Genomic DNA, 23070 nt, shown 5'->3' on the forward strand with positions numbered 1-23070 from the left:
AGATGTCCCTCAGTCGCGTCTCGGTCACCGCGGTGCGCAATTTGCACCCGGTGACCTTCTCCCCCTCCCCCCGCATCAATATCCTCCACGGCGCCAACGGCAGTGGCAAAACCAGCGTGCTGGAAGCCATTCACCTGCTGGGGCTCGCTCGTTCCTTTCGCAGTGCCCGCTTGTTGCCGGTGATTCAGTACGAGCAACTGGCGTGCACAGTATTTGGCCAAGTCGAATTGGCCGAAGGCGGTCATAGCAGCCTGGGGATTTCTCGTGATCGTCAGGGGGAGTTTCAAATCCGCATCGATGGGCAGAATGCTCGTAGTGCTGCGCAGCTGGCAGAAATCCTGCCGCTGCAACTGATCAACCCGGACAGCTTCCGCTTGCTGGAAGGCGCGCCAAAAATCCGCAGGCAATTCCTCGATTGGGGAGTGTTCCACGTGGAACCGCGTTTCATGGCCACTTGGCAGCGCCTGCAGAAGGCCCTGCGGCAGCGGAACTCATGGCTGCGGCATGGTACACTTGACGCCGCTTCGCAAGCTGCTTGGGACCGGGAACTGTGCCTGGCCAGCGCTGAAATAGATGAATACCGCCGCGCCTATATCAAAGCCTTGAAACCAGTCTTTGAGCAGACCTTGAGCGAGTTACTTGAACTCGAGGGGCTGACGTTGAGCTACTACCGTGGTTGGGACAAAGACCGGGAACTGAGTGCAGTGCTCGCGACGTCCTTGCAACGGGATCAGCAAATTGGTCACACCCAGGCCGGACCACAACGGGCTGATTTGCGCCTTAGATTGGGCGCACATAATGCTGCGGATATCTTGTCCCGCGGTCAGCAAAAGTTGGTGGTCTGCGCTTTGCGTATCGCCCAGGGGCATCTGGTTAGCCAGGCCCGGCGCGGGCAATGTATTTATCTGGTGGATGACTTGCCGTCCGAACTGGACGAGCAGCACCGCCGCGCGTTATGCCGCTTGTTGGAAGACTTACGCTGCCAGGTGTTTATCACCTGTGTAGACCACGAATTATTGAGGGAAGGCTGGCAGACGGAAACGCCAGTCGCTTTGTTCCACGTGGAACAAGGCCGTATCACCCAGACCCACGACCATCGGGAGTGAAGGCATGAGCGAAGAAAATACGAATACGTACGACTCGACCAGCATTAAAGTGCTTAAAGGTTTGGATGCCGTACGCAAACGTCCCGGTATGTACATCGGTGATACCGATGATGGCAGCGGTCTGCACCACATGGTGTTCGAGGTGGTCGATAACTCGATCGACGAAGCTTTGGCCGGTCACTGCGACGACATCAGCATCATCATCCACCCGGACGAATCCATCACCGTACGCGACAACGGTCGCGGCATTCCGGTAGATGTGCATAAAGAAGAAGGCGTTTCGGCGGCAGAGGTCATCATGACCGTGCTCCACGCCGGCGGTAAGTTCGACGATAACTCCTATAAAGTATCTGGCGGTTTGCACGGTGTAGGTGTTTCGGTAGTAAACGCCCTTTCTGAAGAGCTGATCCTGACTGTACGTCGTAGCGGCAAGATCTGGGAACAGACTTACGTTCATGGTGTTCCACAGGAACCGATGAAAATCGTCGGTGACAGCGAAAGCACTGGTACGCAGATTCACTTCAAGCCTTCGGCTGAAACCTTCAAGAACATCCACTTCAGCTGGGACATTCTGGCCAAGCGGATTCGTGAACTGTCTTTCCTGAACTCCGGTGTGGGTATCGTCCTCAAGGACGAACGCAGCGGCAAGGAAGAGCTGTTCAAGTACGAAGGCGGCCTGCGTGCGTTCGTTGAATACCTGAACACCAACAAGACCGCGGTCAATCAGGTGTTCCACTTCAACATCCAGCGTGAAGACGGCATCGGCGTAGAAATCGCCCTGCAGTGGAACGACAGCTTCAACGAGAACCTGTTGTGCTTCACCAACAACATTCCTCAGCGCGATGGCGGTACTCACCTGGTGGGTTTCCGTTCTGCACTGACGCGTAACCTGAACACCTACATCGAAGCGGAAGGCCTGGCGAAGAAACACAAAGTCGCCACCACCGGTGACGATGCCCGCGAAGGCCTGACCGCCATTATCTCGGTCAAGGTTCCGGATCCGAAGTTCAGCTCCCAGACCAAAGACAAGCTGGTGTCCTCCGAAGTGAAGACAGCGGTCGAACAGGAAATGGGCAAGTACTTCTCCGACTTCCTGCTGGAAAACCCGAACGAAGCCAAGCTGGTTGTCGGCAAGATGATCGACGCAGCACGGGCTCGTGAAGCGGCGCGTAAAGCCCGTGAGATGACGCGTCGTAAAGGTGCGCTGGATATCGCCGGCCTGCCGGGCAAACTGGCTGACTGCCAGGAGAAAGACCCTGCCCTCTCCGAACTGTACCTGGTGGAAGGTGACTCTGCTGGCGGTTCCGCCAAGCAGGGTCGCAACCGTCGCACCCAGGCCATCCTGCCGTTGAAGGGTAAGATCCTCAACGTCGAGAAGGCGCGTTTCGACAAGATGATTTCCTCGCAGGAAGTCGGCACCTTGATCACCGCCCTGGGCTGTGGCATCGGCCGCGATGAGTACAACATCGACAAGCTGCGCTATCACAACATCATCATCATGACCGATGCTGACGTTGACGGTTCGCACATCCGCACCCTGCTGCTGACGTTCTTCTTCCGTCAGTTGCCGGAGTTGATCGAGCGTGGCTACATCTACATCGCCCAGCCACCGTTGTACAAAGTGAAAAAAGGCAAGCAAGAGCAATACATCAAAGACGACGACGCCATGGAAGAGTACATGACGCAGTCGGCCCTGGAAGATGCGAGCCTGCACTTGAACGACGAAGCCCCGGGCATCTCCGGTGAAGCGTTGGAGCGCCTGGTAAACGACTTCCGCATGGTGATGAAGACCCTCAAGCGTTTGTCGCGCCTGTACCCTCAGGAGCTGACCGAGCACTTCATCTACCTGCCATCCGTCAGCCTGGAACAGTTGGGTGATCATGCTCACATGCAGGCTTGGTTGGCCCAGTACGAAGTCCGCCTGCGTACCGTTGAAAAATCCGGCCTGGTCTACAAAGCCAGCCTGCGTGAAGACCGTGAACGTAACGTCTGGCTGCCAGAGGTCGAACTGATTTCCCACGGCCTGTCGAACTACGTCACCTTCAACCGCGACTTCTTCGGCAGCAACGACTACAAGACGGTTGTTACCCTCGGCGCGCAACTGAGCACCCTGCTGGACGACGGTGCTTACATTCAGCGTGGCGAGCGCAAGAAAGCGGTCAAAGAGTTCAAGGAAGCCCTGGACTGGTTGATGGCGGAAAGCACCAAGCGCCATACCATTCAGCGATACAAAGGTCTGGGCGAAATGAACCCGGATCAGCTGTGGGAAACCACCATGGACCCAGCCCAGCGTCGCATGCTGCGCGTGACCATCGAAGACGCCATTGGCGCGGACCAGATCTTTAACACCCTGATGGGTGATGCGGTCGAGCCTCGTCGTGACTTCATCGAGAGCAATGCCCTGGCGGTTTCCAACCTGGACTTCTGATCAGGTTGCAGCGCAAAAACAAAAAAGGCCAACGCTTAGCGTTGGCCTTTTTTATGGGCTGGATATGAGCATTTTATAAATGCTCCACGTGGAACATCTCAGTCCTCGGAAGCCGCCGTCACACTCTCCAACCGATATCCGTACCCATAGATCGTCAGCAACTGCCAACCCCGATCCGCCGTCAGCCCGAGCTTATTCCGCAGCCGATAAATATGCGTATCCAGCGGCCGCGACGACACCATCTCCTCATGGGTCCAGAACCGTTCATACAGGTACTCTCGAGACAGCGGCCGCGCCAGGTTCTCAAACAGGCACCGCGCCAGGCGGTATTCGCGCTCCGTCAGGCTGATGGGTTTTCCCGCCCTGCTCACCGTGAGTTCAGCATCATCAAAGGTCAGGTCATTGAAGGTATGCACCTCACTGGCTGCAGACTTCTGCAACCCGTGGCGACGCAGAACGGCATTCACCCGAGCCTTAAGCTCATTGGGACGAAACGGCTTGCTGACGTAATCATCGGCACCACTGTTCAGCGCCTGGACGATATCGCTCTCGGCATCGCGGCTGGTAAGCATGATGGCGGCTGGCGGCGCTTCCATGTGCTCGCGGGTCCAGCGCAGCAATGCCAGGCCACTGAGGTCGGGCAGTTGCCAGTCAAGGATCAGCAAGTCGAAGGTCTCGCGGCGCAGTTGTCGCAGCAGGTCTTCTCCACGCTCGAAGCAGTGCAGGGTCCATGGCTGATCCGCAGCGCTGGGGATTTGTCGCAGTGTCTGTTCCACCCGCCGCAGTTCAGCAGGTTCGTCATCCAGTATTGCGACACGCATGGCAGGGTCCTTTCTTATTGAAGAATGCGGGCATTGAATCTGAACAATTATGGCCAGATTCTCAGGCCCTCTGAATCTCTCGGTACGCTGATATCAAATGGCCGCAAGCCATTGGAAATCGTCAACACCCAAGCTGGGAAGATACCGGCTCGAGACCTTCAGGAAAAGGATCAATGGCAATCTGGTTTTATGCTGTTTCGAGACGTATGGCCGTTCTGGGGAAGGTTGATGTATGGGGAAGACTGGTATTGGTGGTGATGGTTGCTACGCTGGGCACGGAAACGGTCGGGGCCAATAAGCCGGTGATACCTATGCCGTTCGAGGAACGGCAGACTTTGAGTGAGCCCGGCAATGGCATGGGCTTCGCCCGTTCACCGTTTCAGCAACTCAGCGAACAGCAGCAGACCCAACGTTGGGTATTTTAAGTACCCGCAAATCTGAACAAATGTTGCGAATCGGTCCGATGCACCTATGTTGTAGGTAAATTCGCTCTCGCTGGATGACACACGGATTGGAGCGACGGAAGTGCTCCGACACAGGGACGTGTCATCTTCTGCAATGGATCTCACGCTCCCAGATATTTCGGCTATCGACTGGATACCTCATCGAGTATCGTAGACGGTACTCAAGGTCTTCCCGCTGCAAGACGCTGCCTGAAAGTGCTTTCTGATGACCCATTAGAACTAGAATCTTGATGAGCGCCATGACCTTTTTCCCTTGCCGATTCCGCTCTGCCGCTTCTACGCTGTTGAGTTCGGGCCTGATCGTTACGCTTGGCGTAGTGAGTCTTCCGGCCTTGGCACGCCCTGCCCCTCCCCGTGCACCCTATATCGACGACAACCGGATGTGCCGCGCGCAACCGCTTCCGGCAGTGGTGCAGCACCTCACGGGCGAAGCCTGGAAACTGGATGCCAAGGGTGTGTCCGCGGCCCTGGAAGAAGGCATGTTCATTGATGAACAAGAAAGCGTGAAAACCTCATCGGGCGCATTTGTCAGCCTGTTGCTGGGGGACGGCTCGCGGATTGTCTTGCCCTCCAGCTCCCAGGTCCGATTGCATCTGGTCGAGGAGCAATCCATTCCCCAGGTGATTCTTGAAGAGGGTCAGGTCGAGGCTTACGTGATCAAGCGTGCCAGCGACTATGACCGTTTCCAGATCATGACCCCGGTGGGCGTTCTGGGGGTACGCGGCACGCATTTCCGTGTACGTAACGATGGCGAACAATCGCTGGTGGAAGTACTCAACGGGCAAGTGGCGGTCAATCGTGATGACGCTCCACCGACCCCGCATCCTATCAAGAAGAAGCCCATTACCGGTCCAGTCTCTGGTGAAGTAAAGGTTGGTGCGCGGCAGGGCCTCGCGTTCAAGAAACAAGGCGAACTCAAACCCGTGGAACTGCTTGATGCGCCACGGTTGGTCGGCCAGGACGGCCAAAAGGGCGATGCGCCTGTCTGGACCCTGTTCCTGCGGCCATTGGCCGGGGCCCAACGCTACCGGGCCCAGGTCGCGACCGATAAGGAGTTTCTGAACATCAAGCAGGAAAACTTCTCCGACAAGCCGCAAATGCGCTTCACTGGGCTGAAAGCATCGTTCTATCACGTTCGCTTGTCGGCATATGATGAACACGGGCTTGAGGGAGAAACCGGGGTTTATGACATTTTCTATTACCCACCCGCGAACCGCGTGCAGTAGTGCCCTGGACGCGAGCCGGTGAGGCTGTGGCACAGGGCTGAAAAGCGCCAACCGACTCAGGCTCAGCGGCTGTTCAATGGCCTGGTGCGCGAATGGCTGTGGGTCAGCCTGTTGCTATTACCCATCACGGCCTTCCTGTCCCTGAGCCCTGGCCTGGCCCTCAATAACCTGCTGTATGACAGCCTCCGCCGGCTGGCGCCTTTATCGGTGGATCCACGCATCCTGCTGGTAACGATCGACGACCGAAGTCTGAAGGAACTTGGCCAATGGCCGTGGTCCCGACGTGTGCATGCCGACCTGCTTGATCGGCTGAGCGCCGCCAAGCCTGCCGGCATCCTGTTTGATGTGATCTTCAGCGAGCCCGCCCGGGAGCCAGCCAATGACCTGCGCCTGGCCGAGGCTATGTGCAGCGCTGGCAACGTCCTGTTGCCTTTGATTCGTGAAGGTTCGCCACGCTACGGCCAGCCTGTGGCGCAAATCCTGCCTGTGTTGCCCTTGCGTGATTGCGCCCGTAGCGTCGGCCATATCAACGTGGAAGCGGACAGCGACGGCATCGTTCGAAGCCTGTATTTGCGTGAAGGTCCACCCGGTAATTTGACACCGCAGTTAGCTTGGCTGGCGTTTGAACTGAGCGGCCAGCCATCCGGAATGCCGGGCGCACCTGGTCCGTCGGAAAGCTCCAGCTGGCAGCGGGAAAATGCCATTCGAATTCCTTTTATTGCCAGTCATGCCGGCTTTCCCAGCGTGCCGTATATCAGTGTCTTGCGCGGGGAGGTGCCATCCGAGTTGCTGCGCGACCGCTTGATCCTGATTGGCGCTACGGCACCGGGCATGGGCGACCGTTATGTCACGCCGCTTTCGGCCAGTGTCGGCACCACCCCGGGCGTGGAGATCCAGGCAAATATTCTCAATGGCTTGCTGCAAGGGCGCAGTATTGTCGATCTGCCCGTGTGGATGGCGACGCTACTGGCCACCGCGATGGTCGCGGTGCTGTTGGGCCTTCTGCTGTTTCGCCCGCGTTATGCACTGTGGCTGACCCTCGGTTGCATGGGGGCTGCGCTTCTGGGTTCATGGGGCCTGTTGCGCCTGGGCCATTGGTGGTCGCCGGCAGCAAGTCTGATTGGCATGCTGCTCAGCTACCTGATCTGGAACTGGCGGCGCCTGAGCGTGATCCTGGCCTACTTCGGCTGGGAACTGGCACGCCTGGACAACGAGCCCAAAGTACTCCCGGAGCGCCGTCGAGCGCCCGCCAGCCAGGGTGATGTATTGCAGGGACGAATCTTCGCCCTCGAACAAGCGGTCAGCCGCACCCGGGACACTCGTCGCTTCATGGCCGATGGGCTGGAATGTTTGCCTGTAGCAACCTTGATTACCGATCCCAAGGGCAACGTCCTGCTGGCCAATCGAATTGCCCGCGATGTGTTCGGCAATGAACTGGTGGCCGAAAACCTCTTGGATCAGCTCGCCGCATTGGGTTATCCACCGCTGCAGGACGGTGTTCGCCCTGCCCTGTCGACGCTGGATATTGTCGAGTTCCGCGACACCCTTGACCGCAGCCTGCGCCTCGACCTGGCGCCGCTGCTGCCTGCAGACGGTGACGTGGCCCTGGGCTGGCTGCTGAGCCTCACAGACCTGAGCATTGAGCGTGATGCCCAGCAGCAACGGGAGACCCTGCTGCGCTTTCTGTCCCATGACTTGCGTGCGCCGCATTCGGCGATCCTGGCCCTGTTGGATGTTCAGGACACCGCCGCGCCGATATTTGCGCAGATCGAACAACAAGTCCGCCGTGCCCTGAACCTGACCGAATCATTCGTGCAGCTGGCGAAAGCCGAATCCGATGGCTACCAATTCCAGCCCAGCCTGTTCGCCATGTTGGTGCTCGACGCATTTGATCAAGTCGCAGTGCACGCCCAGTTGAAAGGCATTCGCCTGGTCCATCACCTGGATGAAGACGGCGAAGAAACGGTGTGGGCAGACCAATCGCTGCTGACCCGAGCCTTGTTCAACCTGTTGGAAAATGCGGTGAAATACAGCCCATCGGGCACCACCGTTACGTTAAGCCTGACCCGCCATGAAGACGCTTTGGAGTGCCGTATCAGCGACCAGGGGCGAGGAATCTCCCCGCAGGATTTGCCCGAACTCTTCGCTCAATACCGGCGCTTCGCCTCGGCTCAGGGCAGTGAAGGATTGGGGTTGGGGCTGACCATGGTCAAGGCCGTCGTGGATCGTCACAGTGGGAGAATTCGCTGCGAAAGCGAGGTGGATAAAGGTACGACCTTCATCCTTCAGCTGCCATTGTGGCGAGACTGAATCGCGGCTTTTCACCTGTGCATAAAAAACCGGTCTCAAGGACCGGTTTTTTAATGCGGGAAAAACTTATGCACCTTTTTCGCTGTTTTATGAGCTTGGGAAATATGTAAGTAAATCAGCAGCCTATAAGCCAAAAAGAGCAATTCGCCAACAAACCGTACACAGGTTATCCACAGAAACTCAAATCACCGGCGTGTCGACCACAACCGGCTCCGGCGGCAACGAACCCATGGCCCTTTGTTGCGCTTCATTCCATGCCTGGGCACGGTCGTTCAGCGCTGCAATGGCACGTGGGCCTTCGCCCTCGGCATACATGGGCTCGCCAATGATTACAGTGATGGTGCCTTCACGCTTGGCCCAGCCGGTCTTTGGCCAGAACTTGCCGGCGTTGTGGGCAATCGGCAGCACCGGCAGCCCGGCGTTCACCGCCAGGGCCGTACCGCCACGTGAGAACTTGCCCACAGTGCCGTAGGGCACGCGTGTGCCTTCAGGGAAGATCAGCACCCAAACCCCATCCTTCAACAGCTCATCGCCCTTCTTGGCCACATGCTTGAGTGCGGCCTTGGGGTTGTCGCGGTCGATGGCGATCGGTCGCAGCATGGCCATGGCCCAGCCGAAGAATGGCACGTACAGCAGCTCACGCTTGAGCACCTGGCTCAGGGGCGAGAAGTACGCAGACAGGAAAAAGGTTTCCCAGGTGCTCTGGTGGTTCGACAGAATCACACAAGGCTGGTCCGGGACGTTTTCGGCGCCCTTGATCTCGAAACGAATGTTCAGGAACACCTTGGTCAACCACAGCGCGCAGTTGCACCAAAAGACGTTGATGAAACGATAGCGCGCCTTGAACGGCAGGAAAGGCGCGATAAAAAAGCTCAGGGTGCACCAGAGAAAAGAGCTGGTGCCCAACAGCAGGTAAAAGAAGAAGGTTCTGATGGCCTGCAAAATCGACATGGCGGCATTTACCGTTGCGGGACAACGCCCGCCTGTTAAAAGCGCGCTCCCGAACAGTCCTTGGTCAGGAAGTCAGAAGGGCTGCTAGTTGTTGATAAGTTCTGCGGCAACCGCCGCCAGATCGTCAAAAATCAAAGTACCTACCGGCAGGGTTTTAGCCTGGGTCTTTTCGCCTTTCCCGGTTTTTACCAAAACTGGCTGAGAGTCGACGGCTTTGGCGGCTTCCAGGTCACCGAGGCTGTCCCCGACAAACCATAGCCCAGCCAATGGCACGTTGTAATGTTCAGCAATAGTTTTAAGCATACCCGGTTTGGGCTTGCGGCAATCGCAGCCTTCATCCGGGCCGTGCGGGCAATACACCACCAGCCCTACTTCACCGCCCTGCTCGGCCACCAGCGTGCGCAGGCGCGCGTGCATGGCGTCGAGGGTGGCGATGTCGTAGTAGCCGCGGGCGATGCCGGACTGGTTGGTGGCGATGGCCACTGTCCAGCCCGCTTTGCTCAACTGCGCGATGGCCTCGATCGAGCCGGGCAGTGGAATCCATTCCGCCACCGATTTGATGTAAGCGTCGGAGTCGTAATTGATCACTCCGTCCCGATCGAGAATCAGCAGTTTCAACATGGTCAGCTCAGTACGGAAATGTCAGCGATATTGATGAACAGGCCGCGCAGGCGCGCCAGCATGGCGTAGCGGTTTTTCCGCACGCCCGCGTCTTCGGCATTGATCATCACCGCTTCGAAGAACGCATCCACCGGCTCACGCAAGGTGGCCAGGCGCGCCAAGGCTTCGGCGTAGTTGCGTTCGGCGATCAGCGGCTTCACTGCATTTTCTGCCTTGGCGATGGCCGAGTTCAGCGAGAACTCCTTGGCATCGGCAAACAGGCCCGGGTCGACTTCGGCATTGCCGAGGTTGTCGGCCTTGCTCAGCAGGTTCGACACACGCTTGTTCACGGCGGCCAGGGCACCGGCTTCCGGCAGCTTGCGGAAGGCCTGTACGGCCTGCACACGCTGGTCGAAGTCCAGCGCCGAACCTGGTTGCAGGGCACGTACCGACAGGTACACCGAAACGTCCACGCCTTCGTCTTCGTAACGCGCACGCAGACGGTCGAACACGAACTCCAGCACTTGCTCGGCGAGGCCCGCTTGCTTGACCTTGGCACCGAACTGGCCAACCGCAAACACCACGGCCTGGGTCAGGTCGAGGTCGAGCTTCTTGTCGATCAGGATGCGCAGCACGCCCAGGGCCGCACGGCGCAGCGCATACGGGTCTTTGCTGCCGGTAGGCAACATGCCGATACCGAAGATACCGACGAGGGTATCCAGCTTGTCAGCGATGGCCACGGCCGCACCGGTGAGGGTGGTCGGCAGCTCGGCGCCAGCACCGCGCGGCATGTACTGCTCGTTCAGCGCCAGGGCGACGTCTTGCGGCTCGCCATCATTCAGGGCGTAGTAGTAACCGGCAACACCTTGCATCTCCGGGAACTCGCCGACCATCTCGGTGGCCAGGTCGCACTTGGACAGCAGGCCGGCACGCGCAGCCCAGGCAGCATCGCCACCAATGCGTGGCGCGATGTAGGCCGCCAGCTTGGAAACCCGTACGGCCTTGTCGTATACGCTGCCGAGTTTTTCCTGGAACACCACGTTCTGCAGGCGCAGGTTGAAGTCTTCGAGCTTCTGCTTCTTGTCTTGCTTGAAGAAGAACTCGGCGTCAGTCAGGCGCGGGCGAACGACTTTTTCGTTACCGGCGATGATCTGCTGCGGGTCCTTGCTTTCGATGTTGGCCACGGTGATGAAGCGCGGCAGCAGCTTGCCGTCGACGTCCAGCAGGCAGAAATACTTCTGGTTGTCCTGCATGGTGGTGATCAGCGCTTCCTGCGGCACGTCGAGGAAACGCTCCTCGAACGAGCACACCAGCGGCACTGGCCATTCAACCAAAGCGGTCACTTCGTCCAGCAGGCTTGGCGGCACGATGGCGGTGCCTTCCTGCAGGCGGGCCAGCTCTTCGGTACGCTTGCTGATCAGCTCGCGGCGCTCATTGGCATCCGCCAGCACATAGGCTGCACGCAGGTCATTGAGGTAGTTGGCGGGCGCGGTGATGCGCACGGCTTCAGGATGGTGGAAGCGGTGGCCACGTGAATCACGGCCGGCCTTCTGGGCGAGGATGGTGCAGTCGATGACCTGGTCACCGAGCAGCATCACCAGCCATTGGGTCGGGCGCACGAACTCTTCCTTGCGGGCACCCCAGCGCATGCGCTTGGGAATCGGCAGGTCGTTCAGCGAGTCTTCAACGATGGTCGGCAACAGGCTGGCGGTCGGCTTGCCGGTGATGACCTGGCTGAAACGCAGCTTCGGGCCACTCTGGTCGATTTCGCTCAGCTCGACGCCACACTTCTTGGCAAAACCAAGGGCGGCTTGAGTCGGGTTGCCTTCAGCATCGAAGGCGGCCTGGCGTGGCGGGCCGTCGAGGTTGATGCTGCGGTCCGGCTGCTGGGTTTCCAGTGCGGTGAGCAACACAGCCAGTCGGCGCGGCGCGGCGTAGACTTTTTTTGCGGCGAACTTCAGGCCAGCGGTTTGCAGGCCTTTTTCGATACCGGCCAGGAATGCGTCGGCCAGGGTATTCAGTGCCTTGGGTGGCAGCTCTTCGGTGCCCAGTTCAACCAGGAAATCTTGAGCACTCATTGTGCAGCCTCCAGCTTAGCCAACACTTCATCACGCAGGTCCGGGGTGGCCATCGGGAAGCCCAGCTTGGCGCGAGCCAACAGGTAGGCTTGGGCGACGGAACGCGCCAGGGTGCGTACACGCAGGATGTATTGCTGGCGCGCAGTTACCGAGATGGCACGACGGGCGTCCAGCAGGTTGAAGGTGTGGGATGCCTTCAGAACCATTTCATAGCTTGGCAACGGCAGCGGCTGATCCAGTTCGATCAGGCGCTTGGCTTCGCTTTCATAGAAGTCGAACAGTTCGAACAGCTTCTCGACGTTCGCGTGTTCGAAGTTGTAGGTCGACTGCTCCACTTCGTTCTGGTGGAACACGTCGCCGTAGGTCACCTTGCCGAACGGGCCGTCAGCCCACACCAGGTCGTAGACCGAGTCCACGCCTTGCAGGTACATGGCCAGGCGCTCGAGACCGTAGGTGATCTCGCCGGTCACCGGGTAGCACTCGATGCCGCCGGCTTGCTGGAAGTAAGTGAACTGCGTCACTTCCATGCCGTTGAGCCAGACTTCCCAGCCCAGGCCCCAGGCGCCCAGGGTTGGCGATTCCCAGTTGTCTTCGACGAAACGGATGTCGTGGACCAGCGGGTCCAGGCCGACATGTTTCAACGAGCCCAGGTACAGCTCCTGGAAGTTGTCCGGGTTTGGCTTCAGAACCACCTGGAACTGGTAGTAGTGCTGCAGGCGGTTCGGGTTTTCGCCGTAGCGGCCGTCAGTCGGGCGACGACTGGGCTGCACATAAGCGGCGTTCCAGGTTTCCGGGCCGATGGCCCGCAGGAAGGTAGCGGTGTGGAAAGTGCCGGCGCCTACTTCCATATCGTAGGGCTGAAGTACCACACAACCTTGCTCGGCCCAGTATTGCTGGAGGGCGAGGATCAAGTCTTGGAAGGTACGCACGGCTGGCGTAGGCTGGCTCACGAAATTCACCTGTTACTTGGGCTGCGATTTAAAGAGCGGGAGTATACCCGATTCGGCCGCGCCACCATCCCCTGGAGCCTTATGCCACGCTGCTTTTGGTGTTCTGAAGATCCGCTGTACATGGCTTATCACGATCAGGAGTGGGGAACGCCGCTGCGCGATGCGCAGGGACTGTTCGAGTTGCTTTTGCTCGAAGGGTTCCAGGCGGGCCTGTCCTGGATCACCGTTTTACGCAAACGCGAGCATTATCGAAAGGTCTTGTTCGGCTTTGATGCGCAGCGTCTGGCCCAACTGAGCGATGCCGAGATCGAAGCGCTGATGCTCGATCCGGGCATCGTGCGTAACCGCCTGAAACTCAATGCCACCCGGCGCAATGCCGCCGCCTGGCTGGCGCTGCAGGACCCCGTGGAGTTTCTGTGGTCGTTTGTGGGCGGCGTGCCCAAGGTCAATCATTTCAAGGACCGCAGCCAGGTCCCGGCCATTACGCCGGAGGCTGAGGCCATGAGCAAAGCCTTGAAAAAAGCCGGCTTCACCTTCGTCGGGCCGACCATCTGCTACGCGTTCATGCAGGCCTCGGGCATGGTCATGGACCACACTCAGGACTGCGACCGTTACGCGGACCTCGCCAACGCCGGTTAGAATGGCGGCTTTGCGCACCACACACGATCAGGAGTGACCTGTGGAAAAGTTTAAAGGCGCCTTGCTGGTAGGCGCTCTTCGGTTGTTTGCCCTGCTGCCCTGGCGCGCGGTGCAAGCGGTCGGTTCGGCAATTGGCTGGATCATGTGGAAAACCCCCAACCGTTCCCGTGAGACGGTGCGGATCAACCTGTCCAAATGCTTCCCGGACATGGATCCGGCCGAGCGCGAGCGTCTCGTTGGACGCAGCCTGATGGACATCGGCAAGTCCCTGACCGAAAGCGCCTGCGCCTGGATCTGGCCGGCCCAGCGTTCCATCGACCTGGTGCGCGAGGTCGAAGGCCTGGAAGTGCTGCACGAAGCCCTGGCCTCGGGCAAAGGCGTGGTCGGCATCACCAGCCACCTGGGCAACTGGGAAGTGTTGAACCACTTCTATTGCAGCCAGTGCAAACCGATCATTTTCTACCGCCCGCCGAAGCTCAAGGCGGTGGATGACTTGCTGCGCAAACAGCGGGTGCAACTGGGTAACCGCGTGGCGGCGTCCACCAAGGAAGGCATCCTCAGTGTCATCAAGGAAGTGCGCAAAGGCGGCCAGGTGGGCATTCCTGCGGATCCGGAGCCGGCGGAATCGGCCGGGATCTTCGTGCCGTTCTTCGCCACCCAGGCGCTGACCAGCAAGTTCGTGCCGAACATGCTGGCGGGGCACAAGGCGGTCGGGGTGTTCCTGCATGCCCTGCGGCTGCCGGATGGCTCGGGCTACAAAGTGATCCTGGAAGCGGCGCCGGAAGACATGTACAGCACCGACACCGCCACTTCGTGTGCGGCGATGAGCAAGGTGGTGGAGCGCTATGTGGGGGCTTACCCGAGCCAGTACATGTGGAGCATGAAACGCTTCAAGAAACGCCCGCCGGGTGAGGCGCGGTGGTATTGATGTACGGCTGACTCAAGGTTGGCACAAAACAAAATGTGGGAGCGGGCTTGCTCGCGAAGGCGGTGTATCAGACACAAATTCGGTGACTGACACGACGCCTTCGCGAGCAAGCCCGCTCCCACATTGGGTTCTGCTTAAGCTTGGCGGTCGAGTTTCTTCAGGAATACGGTCATTTCCTTTTCGGCCTGCTTGTCGCCATGTGCCAGGGCCGCTTCAATACCCTTCTCCCAAGCTAACCGCGCTGCAGCGTTATCACCCTGCCCCAGCTGCGCCTTGCCCAACAGCTTCCACGCCGCCGAATACTTCGGGTCGAACTCGACGCATTTCTGCAAATGCTCGGCCGCCTTGGCGTTGTCCTTCAGATCAAGATAACCCTTGCCCAAACCAAACCGCAGCAGTGAGTTATCCACACCCTTGGCGAGCATTTTTTCCAGGGATTCGAGCATGTCGGTCACTCCGTTTGATCAGAAAAAGCTCAGGCCCACGTGGAACAGCTTCTCCACATCGCGGATATGTTTTTTATCCACAAGGAACAGAATCACGTGGTCGCCCGTGGCGATCACCGTGTCGTCGTGGGCGATGATCACTTCTTCATCGCGAATGATTGCACCAATGGTGGTGCCCGGCGGCAGGCCGATATCGCGGATCGCCTTGCCAATCACCTTGCTCGATTTTGAATCACCGTGGGCAATCGCCTCGATGGCTTCCGCCGCACCCCGGCGCAACGAGTGCACACTGACGATATCGCCGCGGCGCACGTGGGCCAGCAAGGTGCCGATGGTCGCCAGTTGCGGGCTGATGGCGATGTCGATATCGCCGCCCTGGATCAGGTCGACGTAGGCCGGGTTGTTGATGATGGTCATCACCTTCTTCGCCCCCAGCCGCTTGGCCAGCAACGACGACATGATGTTGGCTTCGTCATCGTTGGTCAGGGCCAGGAAGATATCGGCGTCGGCGATGTTTTCTTCCAGCAGCAGATCACGATCCGAGGCGCTGCCCTGCAGGACCACGGTGCTGTCGAGGGTGTCGGACAAATACCGGCAGCGTGCCGGATTCATCTCGATGATCTTCACCTGGTAGCGGCTTTCGATGGCCTCGGCCAAGCGCTCACCGATCTGCCCGCCGCCGGCGATGACGATGCGTTTATAGGTCTCATCCAGACGGCGCATTTCGCTCATCACCGCGCGAATGTTCGCTTTGGCGGCGATGAAAAACACCTCGTCGTCAGCCTCGATCACCGTATCGCCCTGGGGCAGGATCGGCCGGTCGCGACGGAAGATCGCCGCCACCCGCGTCTCGACGTTGGGCATGTGCTCGCGCAGTTGGCGCAGTTGCTGGCCCACCAACGGCCCGCCGTAGTAGGCCTTGACCGCCACCAGCTGTGCCTTGCCTTCGGCGAAGTCGATCACCTGCAAGGCGCCCGGGTGTTCGATCAGGCGCTTGATGTAATGGGTCACCACCTGTTCCGGGCTTATCAGCACATCGACCGGGATCGCGTCGTTGTCGAACAGTCCGGCGCGGGTCAGGTAGGCCGCCTCACGCACTCGGGCGATCTTGGTCGGAGTGTGAAACAGGGTGTGGGCGACCTGGCAGGCAACCATGTTGGTCTCGTCACTGTTGGTGACTGCCACCAGCATGTCGGCATCGTCGGCACCGGCCTGGCGCAGCACTGTAGGAAACGAGGCGCGGCCCTGTACGGTACGGATGTCCAAACGGTCGCCCAAATCCCGCAGGCGCTCCGCGTCGGTGTCGACCACGGTGATGTCGTTGGCTTCGCTGGCCAAATGCTCGGCCAGCGTACCGCCAACCTGCCCTGCGCCGAGGATGATGATTTTCATCCGGTCACTCCCTTAAAACCATTCAGCCGCGAGCGGCGGCAATCTTGATCAGCTTGGCGTAATAGAACCCGTCGTGGCCGCCTTCCTGGGCCAGCAACTGGCGGCCATGAGGCTGCTTGATCCCGGCCTGGATGTCGAGGTCCAGTTCCCGTGCGCCGCTGGTGCGAGCAAGGAAGGCTTCGATGACTTCAGTGTTTTCGGTAGGCAGCGTCGAGCAGGTGGCGTACAGCAGGATGCCGCCTACTTCGAGGGTCGGCCACAACGCGTCCAGCAACTCGCCTTGCAGCACGGCCAGGGCGGCGATGTCGTCGGGTTGGCGGGTCAGCTTTATGTCCGGGTGGCGGCGGATCACGCCGGTGGCGGAGCACGGTGCGTCCAGCAGGATGCGCTGGAACGGCTTGCCGTCCCACCAGGTGGCGGTGTCGCGGCCGTCAGCGGCGATCAGCTCGGCGCTGAGGCCCAGGCGGGCGAGGTTTTCCCGCACACGCACCAGGCGCTTGGCTTCCAGGTCGACGGCGACGACACCGGCCAGGTCCGCTTGCACTTCCATGATGTGGCAGGTCTTGCCGCCGGGGGCGCAACAGGCGTCCAGTACGCGTTGGCCCGGGGCCAGGTCCAGCAGGTCGGCGGCCAGTTGAGCGGCTTCGTCCTGCACGCTGATCCAGCCTTCGGCGAACCCGGGCAGGTTACGTACATCGCCCGGTTCTGTAAGAACGATGCCGTCCTGGCTGTAGACGCAGGCCGTGGCCGCTACACCGGCTTCGCCAAGCAATGTGAGATAAGCGTCGCGGGTGTGATGACGGCGATTGACCCGCAGGATCATCGGCGGGTGCGCGTTGTTGGCCGCGCAGATGGCTTCCCACTGCTCGGGCCAGAACGCCTTCAAGGATTTTTGCAGCCAGCGCGGGTGGGCGGTGCGCACCACCGGGTCATGTTCCAGCTCGGCCAGCAGCGCTTCGCTTTCGCGCTGGGCGCGGCGCAGCACGGCGTTGAGCAGGGCCTTGGCCCAAGGCTTTTTCAGCTTGTCGGCGCAACCGACGGTTTCGCCGATGGCTGCGTGGGCCGGCACGCGGGTGTAGAGCAGTTGATACAGGCCCACCAGCAGCAGCGCCTCGACATCGGCGTCTGCCGCCTTGAACGGCTTTTGCAGCAGCTTGGCCGCCAGCGCCGATAAACGTGGCTGCCAGCGGGCGGTACCGAAGGCCAGGTCCTGGGTAAAGCCGCGATCGCGGTCTTCGACTCTATCCAGTTGGGTCGGCAACGAACTATTGAGGGAAGCCTTGCCGTTGAGCACGGCGGCCAGGGCCTTGGCGGCGGCCAGACGTGGGTTCATTGCGCGTCCACCGCTTGGCCGAGGACGATGCCAACGGCAAATTTCTCACGGCGGCTGTTGAACAAATCGCTGAAGTTCAGCGCCTTGCCGCCGGGCAATTGCAGACGGGTCAGACACAGCGCCTGTTCACCGCACGCTACCAACAGGCCGTCCTTGCTGGCGCCGATGATCTCGCCGGGGGCGCCCTTGCCTTCGGCCAGGGTGGCGGCCAGTACTTTCAAGGCCTCGCCATTGAGCGTGCTGTGGCAGATCGGCCACGGGTTGAAGGCACGCACCAGACGCTCCAGCTCAACGGCCGGGCGGCTCCAGTCGATGCGGGCTTCATCCTTGTTCAATTTGTGGGCGTAGGTGGCGAGGCTGTCGTCCTGAACTTCACCTTGCAGAGTGCCGGCAGCCAGGCCTGCGATGGCCTGGACGACAGCCGGCGGGCCCATTTCGGCGAGGCGATCATGCAGGCTGCCGCCGGTGTCTTGCCCGGTGATCGGGGTGGTGACTTTCAGCAGCATCGGCCCGGTGTCCAGGCCTGCTTCCATGCGCATCACGGTCACCCCGCTTTGCGCATCACCGGCTTCGACGGCACGCTGGATCGGTGCCGCGCCACGCCAGCGAGGCAGCAGCGAGGCGTGGCTGTTGATGCAGCCCAGGCGCGGGATATCCAGCACAGCCTGGGGCAGGATCAAGCCGTAGGCCACCACCACCAGCAGGTCTGGCTTCAGCGCAGCCAGTTCGGCCTGGGCATCGGCGTTGCGCAGGGTCGGCGGCTGCAGCACCACAATGTTGTTTTCCAGTGCCAGCTGCTTGACCGGGCTGGGCATCAGTTTTTGCCCACGACCGGCCGGGCGATCGGGCTGGGTGTAGACCGCCACGATTTCATAAGGGCTGGCGAGCAGGGCCTTGAGGTGTTCGGCGGCGAATTCGGGGGTGCCGGCAAAAACGATGCGCAGTGGCTCGGTCATGGGAAACGTCTCACAAAAGAAAAAGGCTTGCCGGAGCAAGCCTTTGAAAGAAGGGAATCAAGCTTGCTGGCGATGCTTCTTTTCCAGCTTCTTCTTGATCCGGTCGCGTTTAAGCGTGGACAGGTAATCGACAAACAGCTTGCCGTTGAGGTGGTCGCACTCGTGTTGGATGCAAACCGCCAGCAGGCCTTCGGCAATCATCTCGAACGGCTTGCCGTCACGGTCCAGGGCCTTGATCTTGACGCGCTGGGGACGGTCGACGTTCTCGTAGAAGTCGGGCACCGACAGGCAGCCTTCCTGGTACTGGCCCATCTCGTCGGTCAGGGTTTCGAACTCAGGGTTGATAAACACCAGGGGCTCGCTGCGGTCTTCGGACAGGTCCATGACCACGACGCGCTGATGCACGTCGACCTGGGTCGCGGCGAGGCCGATACCCGGGGCTTCATACATTGTTTCAAACATGTCATCGACCAACTGACGAACCTTGGCGTCCACTACGGCCACTGGCTTGGCGATGGTGCGCAGGCGTGAGTCCGGAAATTCGAGGATGTTCAAAATAGCCATAAGCGTAATTGCTGCACATGTGAGGTAAAGGCAAGTCGGCGCCGGGGATGGACCCTTGATGTGCCGGGATAAGTGCCGTGGGAAAACGTCCGAAAGCCGCGAAGGCCAAGGCGTTTCACGCGAATGCACATAATAAAGGAGATTCACCCCATGAGGAAATCGCTACTCGTCTTGCTGCTGTGGGCCCAGGCCGTTATTGCCCAGGTTCCCGAGAGCTATCCACAGCCCGGCCAACCGTTGCCGCTTCATACGCAGCAGGCCATCCAGCGCTTTTTACTGCACAACCGCATTCTCGATACCCCCCAGGAACTGGAGCACGCTCCCTATATTGTTGCAGCAGATGCCGGACGAGTATTGGGCGCCGATGGCGAGCGTATTTATGCGCGAGGTGCCCTGGACCCTGCAGTCGAAAGCTACGGGATCTTCCGTCGCGGCAAGGCCTATACCGACCCGCAAAGCCAGGAATTGCTGGGTATCAACGTCGACGACATTGGCACCGCACGTTTTGTGACGGCGGGCGATGTCAGCACGTTGGGTGTGCAGCGCGTCACCCAGGAAGTGCGGCCCGGCGACCGATTGCTCAGCCAGCAAGCGCCCACCGACCTGGCCAGCCTGGTGATTCAGATGCCTGCTCGCGCCACTGCCGGGCACATCATCGACGTGCCACGGGGCGTGACGCAGATCGGCGTGCTGGACGCGGTGACGCTGAACAAGGGCCGTCGTGACGGCCTGATGGAAGGCCATTTGCTGGCCGTGGTGAAAACCGGGGAAACCGTTCGGGACCGAGTGACCGGTGCTCCGGTGAAGATGCCCGACGAGCCGGCCGGGACGCTAATGGTGTTCCGCACCTACGAAAAGCTCAGCTACGGCCTGGTGCTCAGCGCGTCGCGATCGCTGGCGGTAATGGACCGTTTTGAGGCGCCTGAACGAAGACAATAATTAGGTTGCTAAATAAGTTACCAACAGAGTTATCCACAGCTTGTTCCGATCAAGGACGATCAAATGTTACCGACGAATGACCGTGAAATTTCCCCGGCAGAACTGGAAGCCCGACTACGCTTGCACAGGCTGCCGGAACTGGGTCCCAAGGGCTTTAAAAAACTTATCGAGGCCTTTGGTTCTGCGTCAAAAGCCATCAGCGCACCGGCCAGTGCCTGGCGCTCCCTGGGGCTCAAGGTGGCCAGCGCCGATGCCCGGCGTTGCGAGGAAGTACGTGATGGTGCCAGTGCGGCATTGGCCTGGTTGGAGCGTCCGGCCCAGCATTTGCTGATGTGGGACCAACCCGACTACCCGGCATTGCTTGCAGAATTGGATGACGCACCCCCGCTATTATTCGTCGCCGGCAACCCGGCGATTCTGGAGAAACCGCAGCTGGCGATGGTCGGCAGCCGTCGCGCCTCCAGGCCAGGAATGGATACCGCCGCCGCGTTTTCCCGCAGCCTGGCGAGTGCCGGTTTTGTCATCACCAGTGGCCTTGCCCTGGGTATCGACGGTGCTGCTCACCAGGCGGCTTTGGATGTTGGTGGACATACAATCGGCGTGCTGGGCACCGGGCTCGAAAATTTTTATCCACAGCGCCATCGACGCTTGGCCGAGGCGATGATTGCCCAAGGCAGCGCCGTGGTTTCCGAGTTTCCGTTGGACGCCGCGCCCCAGGCCGGCAACTTCCCGCGCCGCAACCGTATTATCAGTGGCCTGTCGCTTGGGGTACTGGTGGTGGAGGCCAGCATGGCCAGCGGTTCGCTGATCACCGCGCGGCTGGCGGCGGAGCAAGGGCGCGAGGTATACGCCATCCCCGGCTCCATCCATCACCCCGGGGCCAAAGGCTGCCATCAACTGATCCGCGATGGCGCGGTGCTGGTGGAAACCATCGAGCACATTCTCGAAAACCTGCGTGGCTGGCAGGCCCTCTCCCGCCCGGCGCCGATTGCGGTCAATCATCCGCTGGTGGCGCTGTTGCACGCGGCGCCCCACACCAGTGAAGCCCTGGCGATTGCCAGTGGCAGGGCCTTGTCCGAGGTGCTGGCCAGCCTGACGGAGCTGGAACTGGAAGGCCGGGTGATCTGCGAAAGCGGGCGCTGGCTTGCGCGCGGCTAGGTTTTGTAACGAAGATCGGTAAACTGCGCAGAGCTTTAGTCCGGAGAGTGAGTAATGGTCAACAGGTGGCGTGTGCGAGAAGCCGCACGAGAAATTCGCGCAGGCGCAGTGATTGCCTATCCAACCGAGGCGGTCTGGGGCCTGGGCTGTGACCCTTGGAACGAAGAAGCGGTGGATCGGTTGCTGGCGATCAAGGGCCGGTCTGTGGATAAGGGGCTGATCCTGATTGCCGACAATATCCGTCAGTTCGATTTTCTCTTCGAAGACTTTCCCGATGAGTGGATGGACCGCATGGCCAGTACCTGGCCTGGCCCGAATACGTGGCTGGTGCCCCATCAGGACTTGCTGCCCGAGTGGATTACCGGGGTGCATGACACGGTGGCGTTGCGGGTGACTGATCATCCGCAAGTGCGGGATCTGTGCTCGCTGGTCGGGCCACTGATTTCCACCTCGGCCAACCCGCAGGGCCGCCCGGCGGCGCGCACGCGGATTCGTGTGGAGCAGTACTTCCGCGGGCAGGTGGATCTGGTATTGGGGGGGAATCTGGGGGGGCGCAAGAACCCGAGTCTGATTCGGGATCTGGCGACGGGTGAGGTTGTGCGGCCTTCCTGAGACCGAGCCGCCTGCTTTCGCGAGCAAGCCCGCTCCCACATTTGACCGAGTCCAACTTTTGGAACGCGGACAAATGTGGGAGCGGCGGTGCGACGATTCGACTTGCTCGCGAAGAGGCCCTCAAAGCCGCTGAAAATCCAACGCCTTATGGCAACAGAATGGTCGACCCAGTCGTCCGCCGCGCCGACAACTCAATTTGCGCCTTCGCCGCATCCCCCAACGAAAACCGTTGGTTAATATCAATCTGCAGCTTCCCGCTGATGATCATCGAAAACAGATCATCCGCCATCGCCTGCAGGTTTTCCGGGTTGTTGGCATAGGTCGCCAATGTCGGCCGGGTCACATACAGCGAGCCCTTGGCCGCCAGAATCCCCAGGTTGACCCCATCCACCGCCCCCGAAGCATTACCGAAACTCACCACCAGCCCGCGTGGCGCGACGCTGTCCAAGGATGTGAGCCAGGTGTCCTTGCCTACGCCGTCGTACACCACTGGGCACTTCTTGCCGTCAGTCAGTTCCAGCACGCGTTGTGCGACATTTTCCTTGCTGTAGTCGATGGTTTCCCAGGCGCCGAGGGATTTGGCCAGCGCCGCTTTTTCCGGCGAACTCACGGTACCGATCAGCTTCACGCCCAAGGCCTTGGCCCATTGGCAAGCCAGGGAGCCGACGCCACCGGCAGCGGCGTGGAACAGAATGGTTTCGCCGCCCTTCAACTCATAGGTCTGGCGCAACAGGTACTGCACCGTCAGGCCCTTGAGCATCGCGCCGGCGGCCTGTTCGAAGCTGATGTCGTCCGGCAGGTGCACCAGGTTGGCAGCCGGCAACACATGCAATTCGCTGTAGGCGCCCAGCGGGCCGCTGCCGTAGGCCACGCGATCGCCGACCTTGAATTGAGTGACTTCGCTGCCCACCGCATCAACCACGCCAGCACCTTCTGCGCCCAGGCCCGACGGCAAGGCCGGTGGTGCATACAGACCGCTGCGGAAATAGGTGTCGATGAAGTTCAGGCCAATGGCCTTGTTCTGCACGCGAACCTGCTGCGGGCCGGGTTCGGCCGGGGTGTAGTCCACATACTCAAGCACTTCGGGGCCGCCATGGGCACGGAACTGGATACGTTTGGCCATCTGCACTCTCCTTAAGTCATTTCGCGTAGCCCCCTATCGGACTCCT

The 23070-nt window shown here is 60.1% G+C and carries 21 protein-coding genes; 10 read left to right on the forward strand and 11 right to left on the reverse strand.

Going from position 1 to position 23070, the window contains the following annotated elements; all coding sequences use genetic code 11:
* Positions 1–2 precede the first annotated feature (2 nt).
* Together recF and gyrB are read left to right on the forward strand one after the other, a co-directional pair.
* Entirely contained in the window at positions 3–1106 is a 1104-nt protein-coding gene (recF, locus tag HYE77_RS07925) for a DNA replication/repair protein RecF (protein ID WP_003213585.1), read from the forward strand.
* Between the two features lie 4 nt (positions 1107–1110).
* Positions 1111–3534: a DNA topoisomerase (ATP-hydrolyzing) subunit B gene (gyrB, locus tag HYE77_RS07930; RefSeq protein ID WP_003213587.1), complete on the forward strand. Its 2424-nt coding sequence runs from the start codon at positions 1111–1113 to the stop codon at positions 3532–3534.
* 98 nt (positions 3535–3632) lie between these two features.
* Here the strand turns inward: gyrB and HYE77_RS07935 are convergent, their stop codons facing one another.
* Positions 3633–4355 (reverse strand): response regulator transcription factor, encoded by a 723-nt coding sequence (locus tag HYE77_RS07935; protein WP_003213588.1) that lies wholly within the window; start codon positions 4353–4355, stop codon positions 3633–3635.
* A 173-nt stretch (positions 4356–4528) separates the two neighbouring features.
* Between HYE77_RS07935 and HYE77_RS07940 the strand changes: the two genes are divergently transcribed.
* From HYE77_RS07940 to HYE77_RS07950, 3 genes are all read left to right on the forward strand, one after another.
* Positions 4529–4780, forward strand: a complete 252-nt coding sequence (locus HYE77_RS07940) for a hypothetical protein (RefSeq protein WP_177068637.1) — start codon at positions 4529–4531, stop codon at positions 4778–4780.
* A 269-nt stretch (positions 4781–5049) separates the two neighbouring features.
* Positions 5050–6045: a FecR domain-containing protein gene (locus HYE77_RS07945; RefSeq protein WP_256347145.1), complete on the forward strand. Its 996-nt coding sequence runs from the start codon at positions 5050–5052 to the stop codon at positions 6043–6045.
* Between the two features lie 18 nt (positions 6046–6063).
* Positions 6064–8355 (forward strand): CHASE2 domain-containing protein, encoded by a 2292-nt coding sequence (locus HYE77_RS07950; protein ID WP_177068638.1) that lies wholly within the window; start codon positions 6064–6066, stop codon positions 8353–8355.
* A gap of 180 nt (positions 8356–8535) precedes the next feature.
* Here the strand turns inward: HYE77_RS07950 and HYE77_RS07955 are convergent, their stop codons facing one another.
* From HYE77_RS07955 to glyQ, 4 genes are all read right to left on the reverse strand, one after another.
* Entirely contained in the window at positions 8536–9306 is a 771-nt protein-coding gene (locus HYE77_RS07955; protein ID WP_003213596.1) for a 1-acyl-sn-glycerol-3-phosphate acyltransferase, read from the reverse strand.
* An 84-nt stretch (positions 9307–9390) separates the two neighbouring features.
* Positions 9391–9927: a D-glycero-beta-D-manno-heptose 1,7-bisphosphate 7-phosphatase gene (gene gmhB, locus HYE77_RS07960; protein ID WP_166742131.1), complete on the reverse strand. Its 537-nt coding sequence runs from the start codon at positions 9925–9927 to the stop codon at positions 9391–9393.
* Between the two features lie 2 nt (positions 9928–9929).
* Positions 9930–11984, reverse strand: a complete 2055-nt coding sequence (gene glyS, locus HYE77_RS07965; RefSeq protein WP_003213599.1) for a glycine--tRNA ligase subunit beta — start codon at positions 11982–11984, stop codon at positions 9930–9932.
* Positions 11981–12934 (reverse strand): glycine--tRNA ligase subunit alpha, encoded by a 954-nt coding sequence (gene glyQ, locus HYE77_RS07970; protein ID WP_003213601.1) that lies wholly within the window; start codon positions 12932–12934, stop codon positions 11981–11983. The genes glyS and glyQ overlap by 4 nt, the downstream gene beginning before the upstream one ends.
* An 81-nt stretch (positions 12935–13015) precedes the next feature.
* On the opposite strand from glyQ, the gene HYE77_RS07975 reads away from it, so the two are divergent.
* On the forward strand, positions 13016–13573 hold the full coding sequence (locus HYE77_RS07975) for a DNA-3-methyladenine glycosylase I (protein WP_087694571.1): 558 nt from the start codon (positions 13016–13018) through the stop codon (positions 13571–13573).
* A 40-nt stretch (positions 13574–13613) separates the two neighbouring features.
* Positions 13614–14501 (forward strand): lysophospholipid acyltransferase, encoded by an 888-nt coding sequence (locus HYE77_RS07980; protein ID WP_003213605.1) that lies wholly within the window; start codon positions 13614–13616, stop codon positions 14499–14501.
* A gap of 134 nt (positions 14502–14635) precedes the next feature.
* Here HYE77_RS07980 and HYE77_RS07985 read toward each other — a convergent pair whose 3' ends face one another.
* The 5 genes from HYE77_RS07985 to def are packed head-to-tail and all read right to left on the reverse strand — an operon-like array spanning position 14636 to position 19192.
* On the reverse strand, positions 14636–14947 hold the full coding sequence (locus HYE77_RS07985) for a lipopolysaccharide assembly protein LapB (RefSeq protein WP_003213608.1): 312 nt from the start codon (positions 14945–14947) through the stop codon (positions 14636–14638).
* Positions 14948–14965: 18 nt separating this feature from the next.
* On the reverse strand, positions 14966–16339 hold the full coding sequence (gene trkA, locus HYE77_RS07990) for a Trk system potassium transporter TrkA (protein WP_003213611.1): 1374 nt from the start codon (positions 16337–16339) through the stop codon (positions 14966–14968).
* A gap of 22 nt (positions 16340–16361) precedes the next feature.
* Positions 16362–17672: a 16S rRNA (cytosine(967)-C(5))-methyltransferase RsmB gene (gene rsmB / locus HYE77_RS07995; RefSeq protein WP_177068639.1), complete on the reverse strand. Its 1311-nt coding sequence runs from the start codon at positions 17670–17672 to the stop codon at positions 16362–16364.
* Positions 17669–18628 carry a methionyl-tRNA formyltransferase gene (gene fmt, locus HYE77_RS08000; RefSeq protein ID WP_003213615.1) on the reverse strand — a complete coding sequence of 320 codons (960 nt, stop codon included), beginning with the start codon at positions 18626–18628 and terminating at the stop codon, positions 17669–17671. The genes rsmB and fmt overlap by 4 nt, the downstream gene beginning before the upstream one ends.
* A 57-nt stretch (positions 18629–18685) precedes the next feature.
* Positions 18686–19192 carry a peptide deformylase gene (gene def / locus HYE77_RS08005; protein ID WP_003213617.1) on the reverse strand — a complete coding sequence of 169 codons (507 nt, stop codon included), beginning with the start codon at positions 19190–19192 and terminating at the stop codon, positions 18686–18688.
* A gap of 150 nt (positions 19193–19342) precedes the next feature.
* Between def and HYE77_RS08010 the strand changes: the two genes are divergently transcribed.
* From HYE77_RS08010 to HYE77_RS08020, 3 genes are all read left to right on the forward strand, one after another.
* A complete protein-coding gene (locus HYE77_RS08010) occupies positions 19343–20131 on the forward strand; it encodes a peptidoglycan-binding protein (RefSeq protein WP_177068640.1) in 789 nt (262 codons plus the stop codon).
* Between the two features lie 63 nt (positions 20132–20194).
* Positions 20195–21289: a DNA-processing protein DprA gene (dprA, locus tag HYE77_RS08015; protein ID WP_003213620.1), complete on the forward strand. Its 1095-nt coding sequence runs from the start codon at positions 20195–20197 to the stop codon at positions 21287–21289.
* Between the two features lie 54 nt (positions 21290–21343).
* The gene (locus tag HYE77_RS08020) at positions 21344–21901 is read left to right on the forward strand and encodes an L-threonylcarbamoyladenylate synthase (protein WP_003213622.1); all 558 of its coding nucleotides are present in this window, start codon (positions 21344–21346) and stop codon (positions 21899–21901) included.
* Between the two features lie 145 nt (positions 21902–22046).
* On the opposite strand, the gene HYE77_RS08025 is transcribed toward HYE77_RS08020, so the two are convergent.
* On the reverse strand, positions 22047–23024 hold the full coding sequence (locus HYE77_RS08025) for an NADPH:quinone reductase (RefSeq protein ID WP_076013283.1): 978 nt from the start codon (positions 23022–23024) through the stop codon (positions 22047–22049).
* Positions 23025–23070 lie beyond the last annotated feature (46 nt).

This window comes from Pseudomonas sp. IPO3774, assembly GCF_013386835.1.
In the GTDB taxonomy this organism is placed as follows: Bacteria; Pseudomonadota; Gammaproteobacteria; order Pseudomonadales; family Pseudomonadaceae; genus Aquipseudomonas.

What these genes read in the sequence shown, in the direction of transcription:
- HYE77_RS07975 (WP_087694571.1), top strand. Translation starts at nt 13,016, where the DNA reads ATGCCACGCTGCTTTTGGTGTTCTGAAGATCCGCTGTACATGGCTTAT.
- HYE77_RS07935 (WP_003213588.1), bottom strand. Translation starts at nt 4,355, where the DNA reads ATGCGTGTCGCAATACTGGATGACGAACCTGCTGAACTGCGGCGGGTG.
- HYE77_RS08025 (WP_076013283.1), bottom strand. Translation starts at nt 23,024, where the DNA reads ATGGCCAAACGTATCCAGTTCCGTGCCCATGGCGGCCCCGAAGTGCTT.
- gyrB (WP_003213587.1), top strand. Translation starts at nt 1,111, where the DNA reads ATGAGCGAAGAAAATACGAATACGTACGACTCGACCAGCATTAAAGTG.
- HYE77_RS07985 (WP_003213608.1), bottom strand. Translation starts at nt 14,947, where the DNA reads ATGCTCGAATCCCTGGAAAAAATGCTCGCCAAGGGTGTGGATAACTCA.
- HYE77_RS07945 (WP_256347145.1), top strand. Translation starts at nt 5,050, where the DNA reads ATGAGCGCCATGACCTTTTTCCCTTGCCGATTCCGCTCTGCCGCTTCT.
- recF (WP_003213585.1), top strand. Translation starts at nt 3, where the DNA reads ATGTCCCTCAGTCGCGTCTCGGTCACCGCGGTGCGCAATTTGCACCCG.
- def (WP_003213617.1), bottom strand. Translation starts at nt 19,192, where the DNA reads ATGGCTATTTTGAACATCCTCGAATTTCCGGACTCACGCCTGCGCACC.
- HYE77_RS07955 (WP_003213596.1), bottom strand. Translation starts at nt 9,306, where the DNA reads ATGTCGATTTTGCAGGCCATCAGAACCTTCTTCTTTTACCTGCTGTTG.
- rsmB (WP_177068639.1), bottom strand. Translation starts at nt 17,672, where the DNA reads ATGAACCCACGTCTGGCCGCCGCCAAGGCCCTGGCCGCCGTGCTCAAC.
- HYE77_RS08010 (WP_177068640.1), top strand. Translation starts at nt 19,343, where the DNA reads ATGAGGAAATCGCTACTCGTCTTGCTGCTGTGGGCCCAGGCCGTTATT.
- HYE77_RS08020 (WP_003213622.1), top strand. Translation starts at nt 21,344, where the DNA reads ATGGTCAACAGGTGGCGTGTGCGAGAAGCCGCACGAGAAATTCGCGCA.
- trkA (WP_003213611.1), bottom strand. Translation starts at nt 16,339, where the DNA reads ATGAAAATCATCATCCTCGGCGCAGGGCAGGTTGGCGGTACGCTGGCC.
- HYE77_RS07940 (WP_177068637.1), top strand. Translation starts at nt 4,529, where the DNA reads ATGGCAATCTGGTTTTATGCTGTTTCGAGACGTATGGCCGTTCTGGGG.
- gmhB (WP_166742131.1), bottom strand. Translation starts at nt 9,927, where the DNA reads ATGTTGAAACTGCTGATTCTCGATCGGGACGGAGTGATCAATTACGAC.
- glyS (WP_003213599.1), bottom strand. Translation starts at nt 11,984, where the DNA reads ATGAGTGCTCAAGATTTCCTGGTTGAACTGGGCACCGAAGAGCTGCCA.
- dprA (WP_003213620.1), top strand. Translation starts at nt 20,195, where the DNA reads ATGTTACCGACGAATGACCGTGAAATTTCCCCGGCAGAACTGGAAGCC.
- fmt (WP_003213615.1), bottom strand. Translation starts at nt 18,628, where the DNA reads ATGACCGAGCCACTGCGCATCGTTTTTGCCGGCACCCCCGAATTCGCC.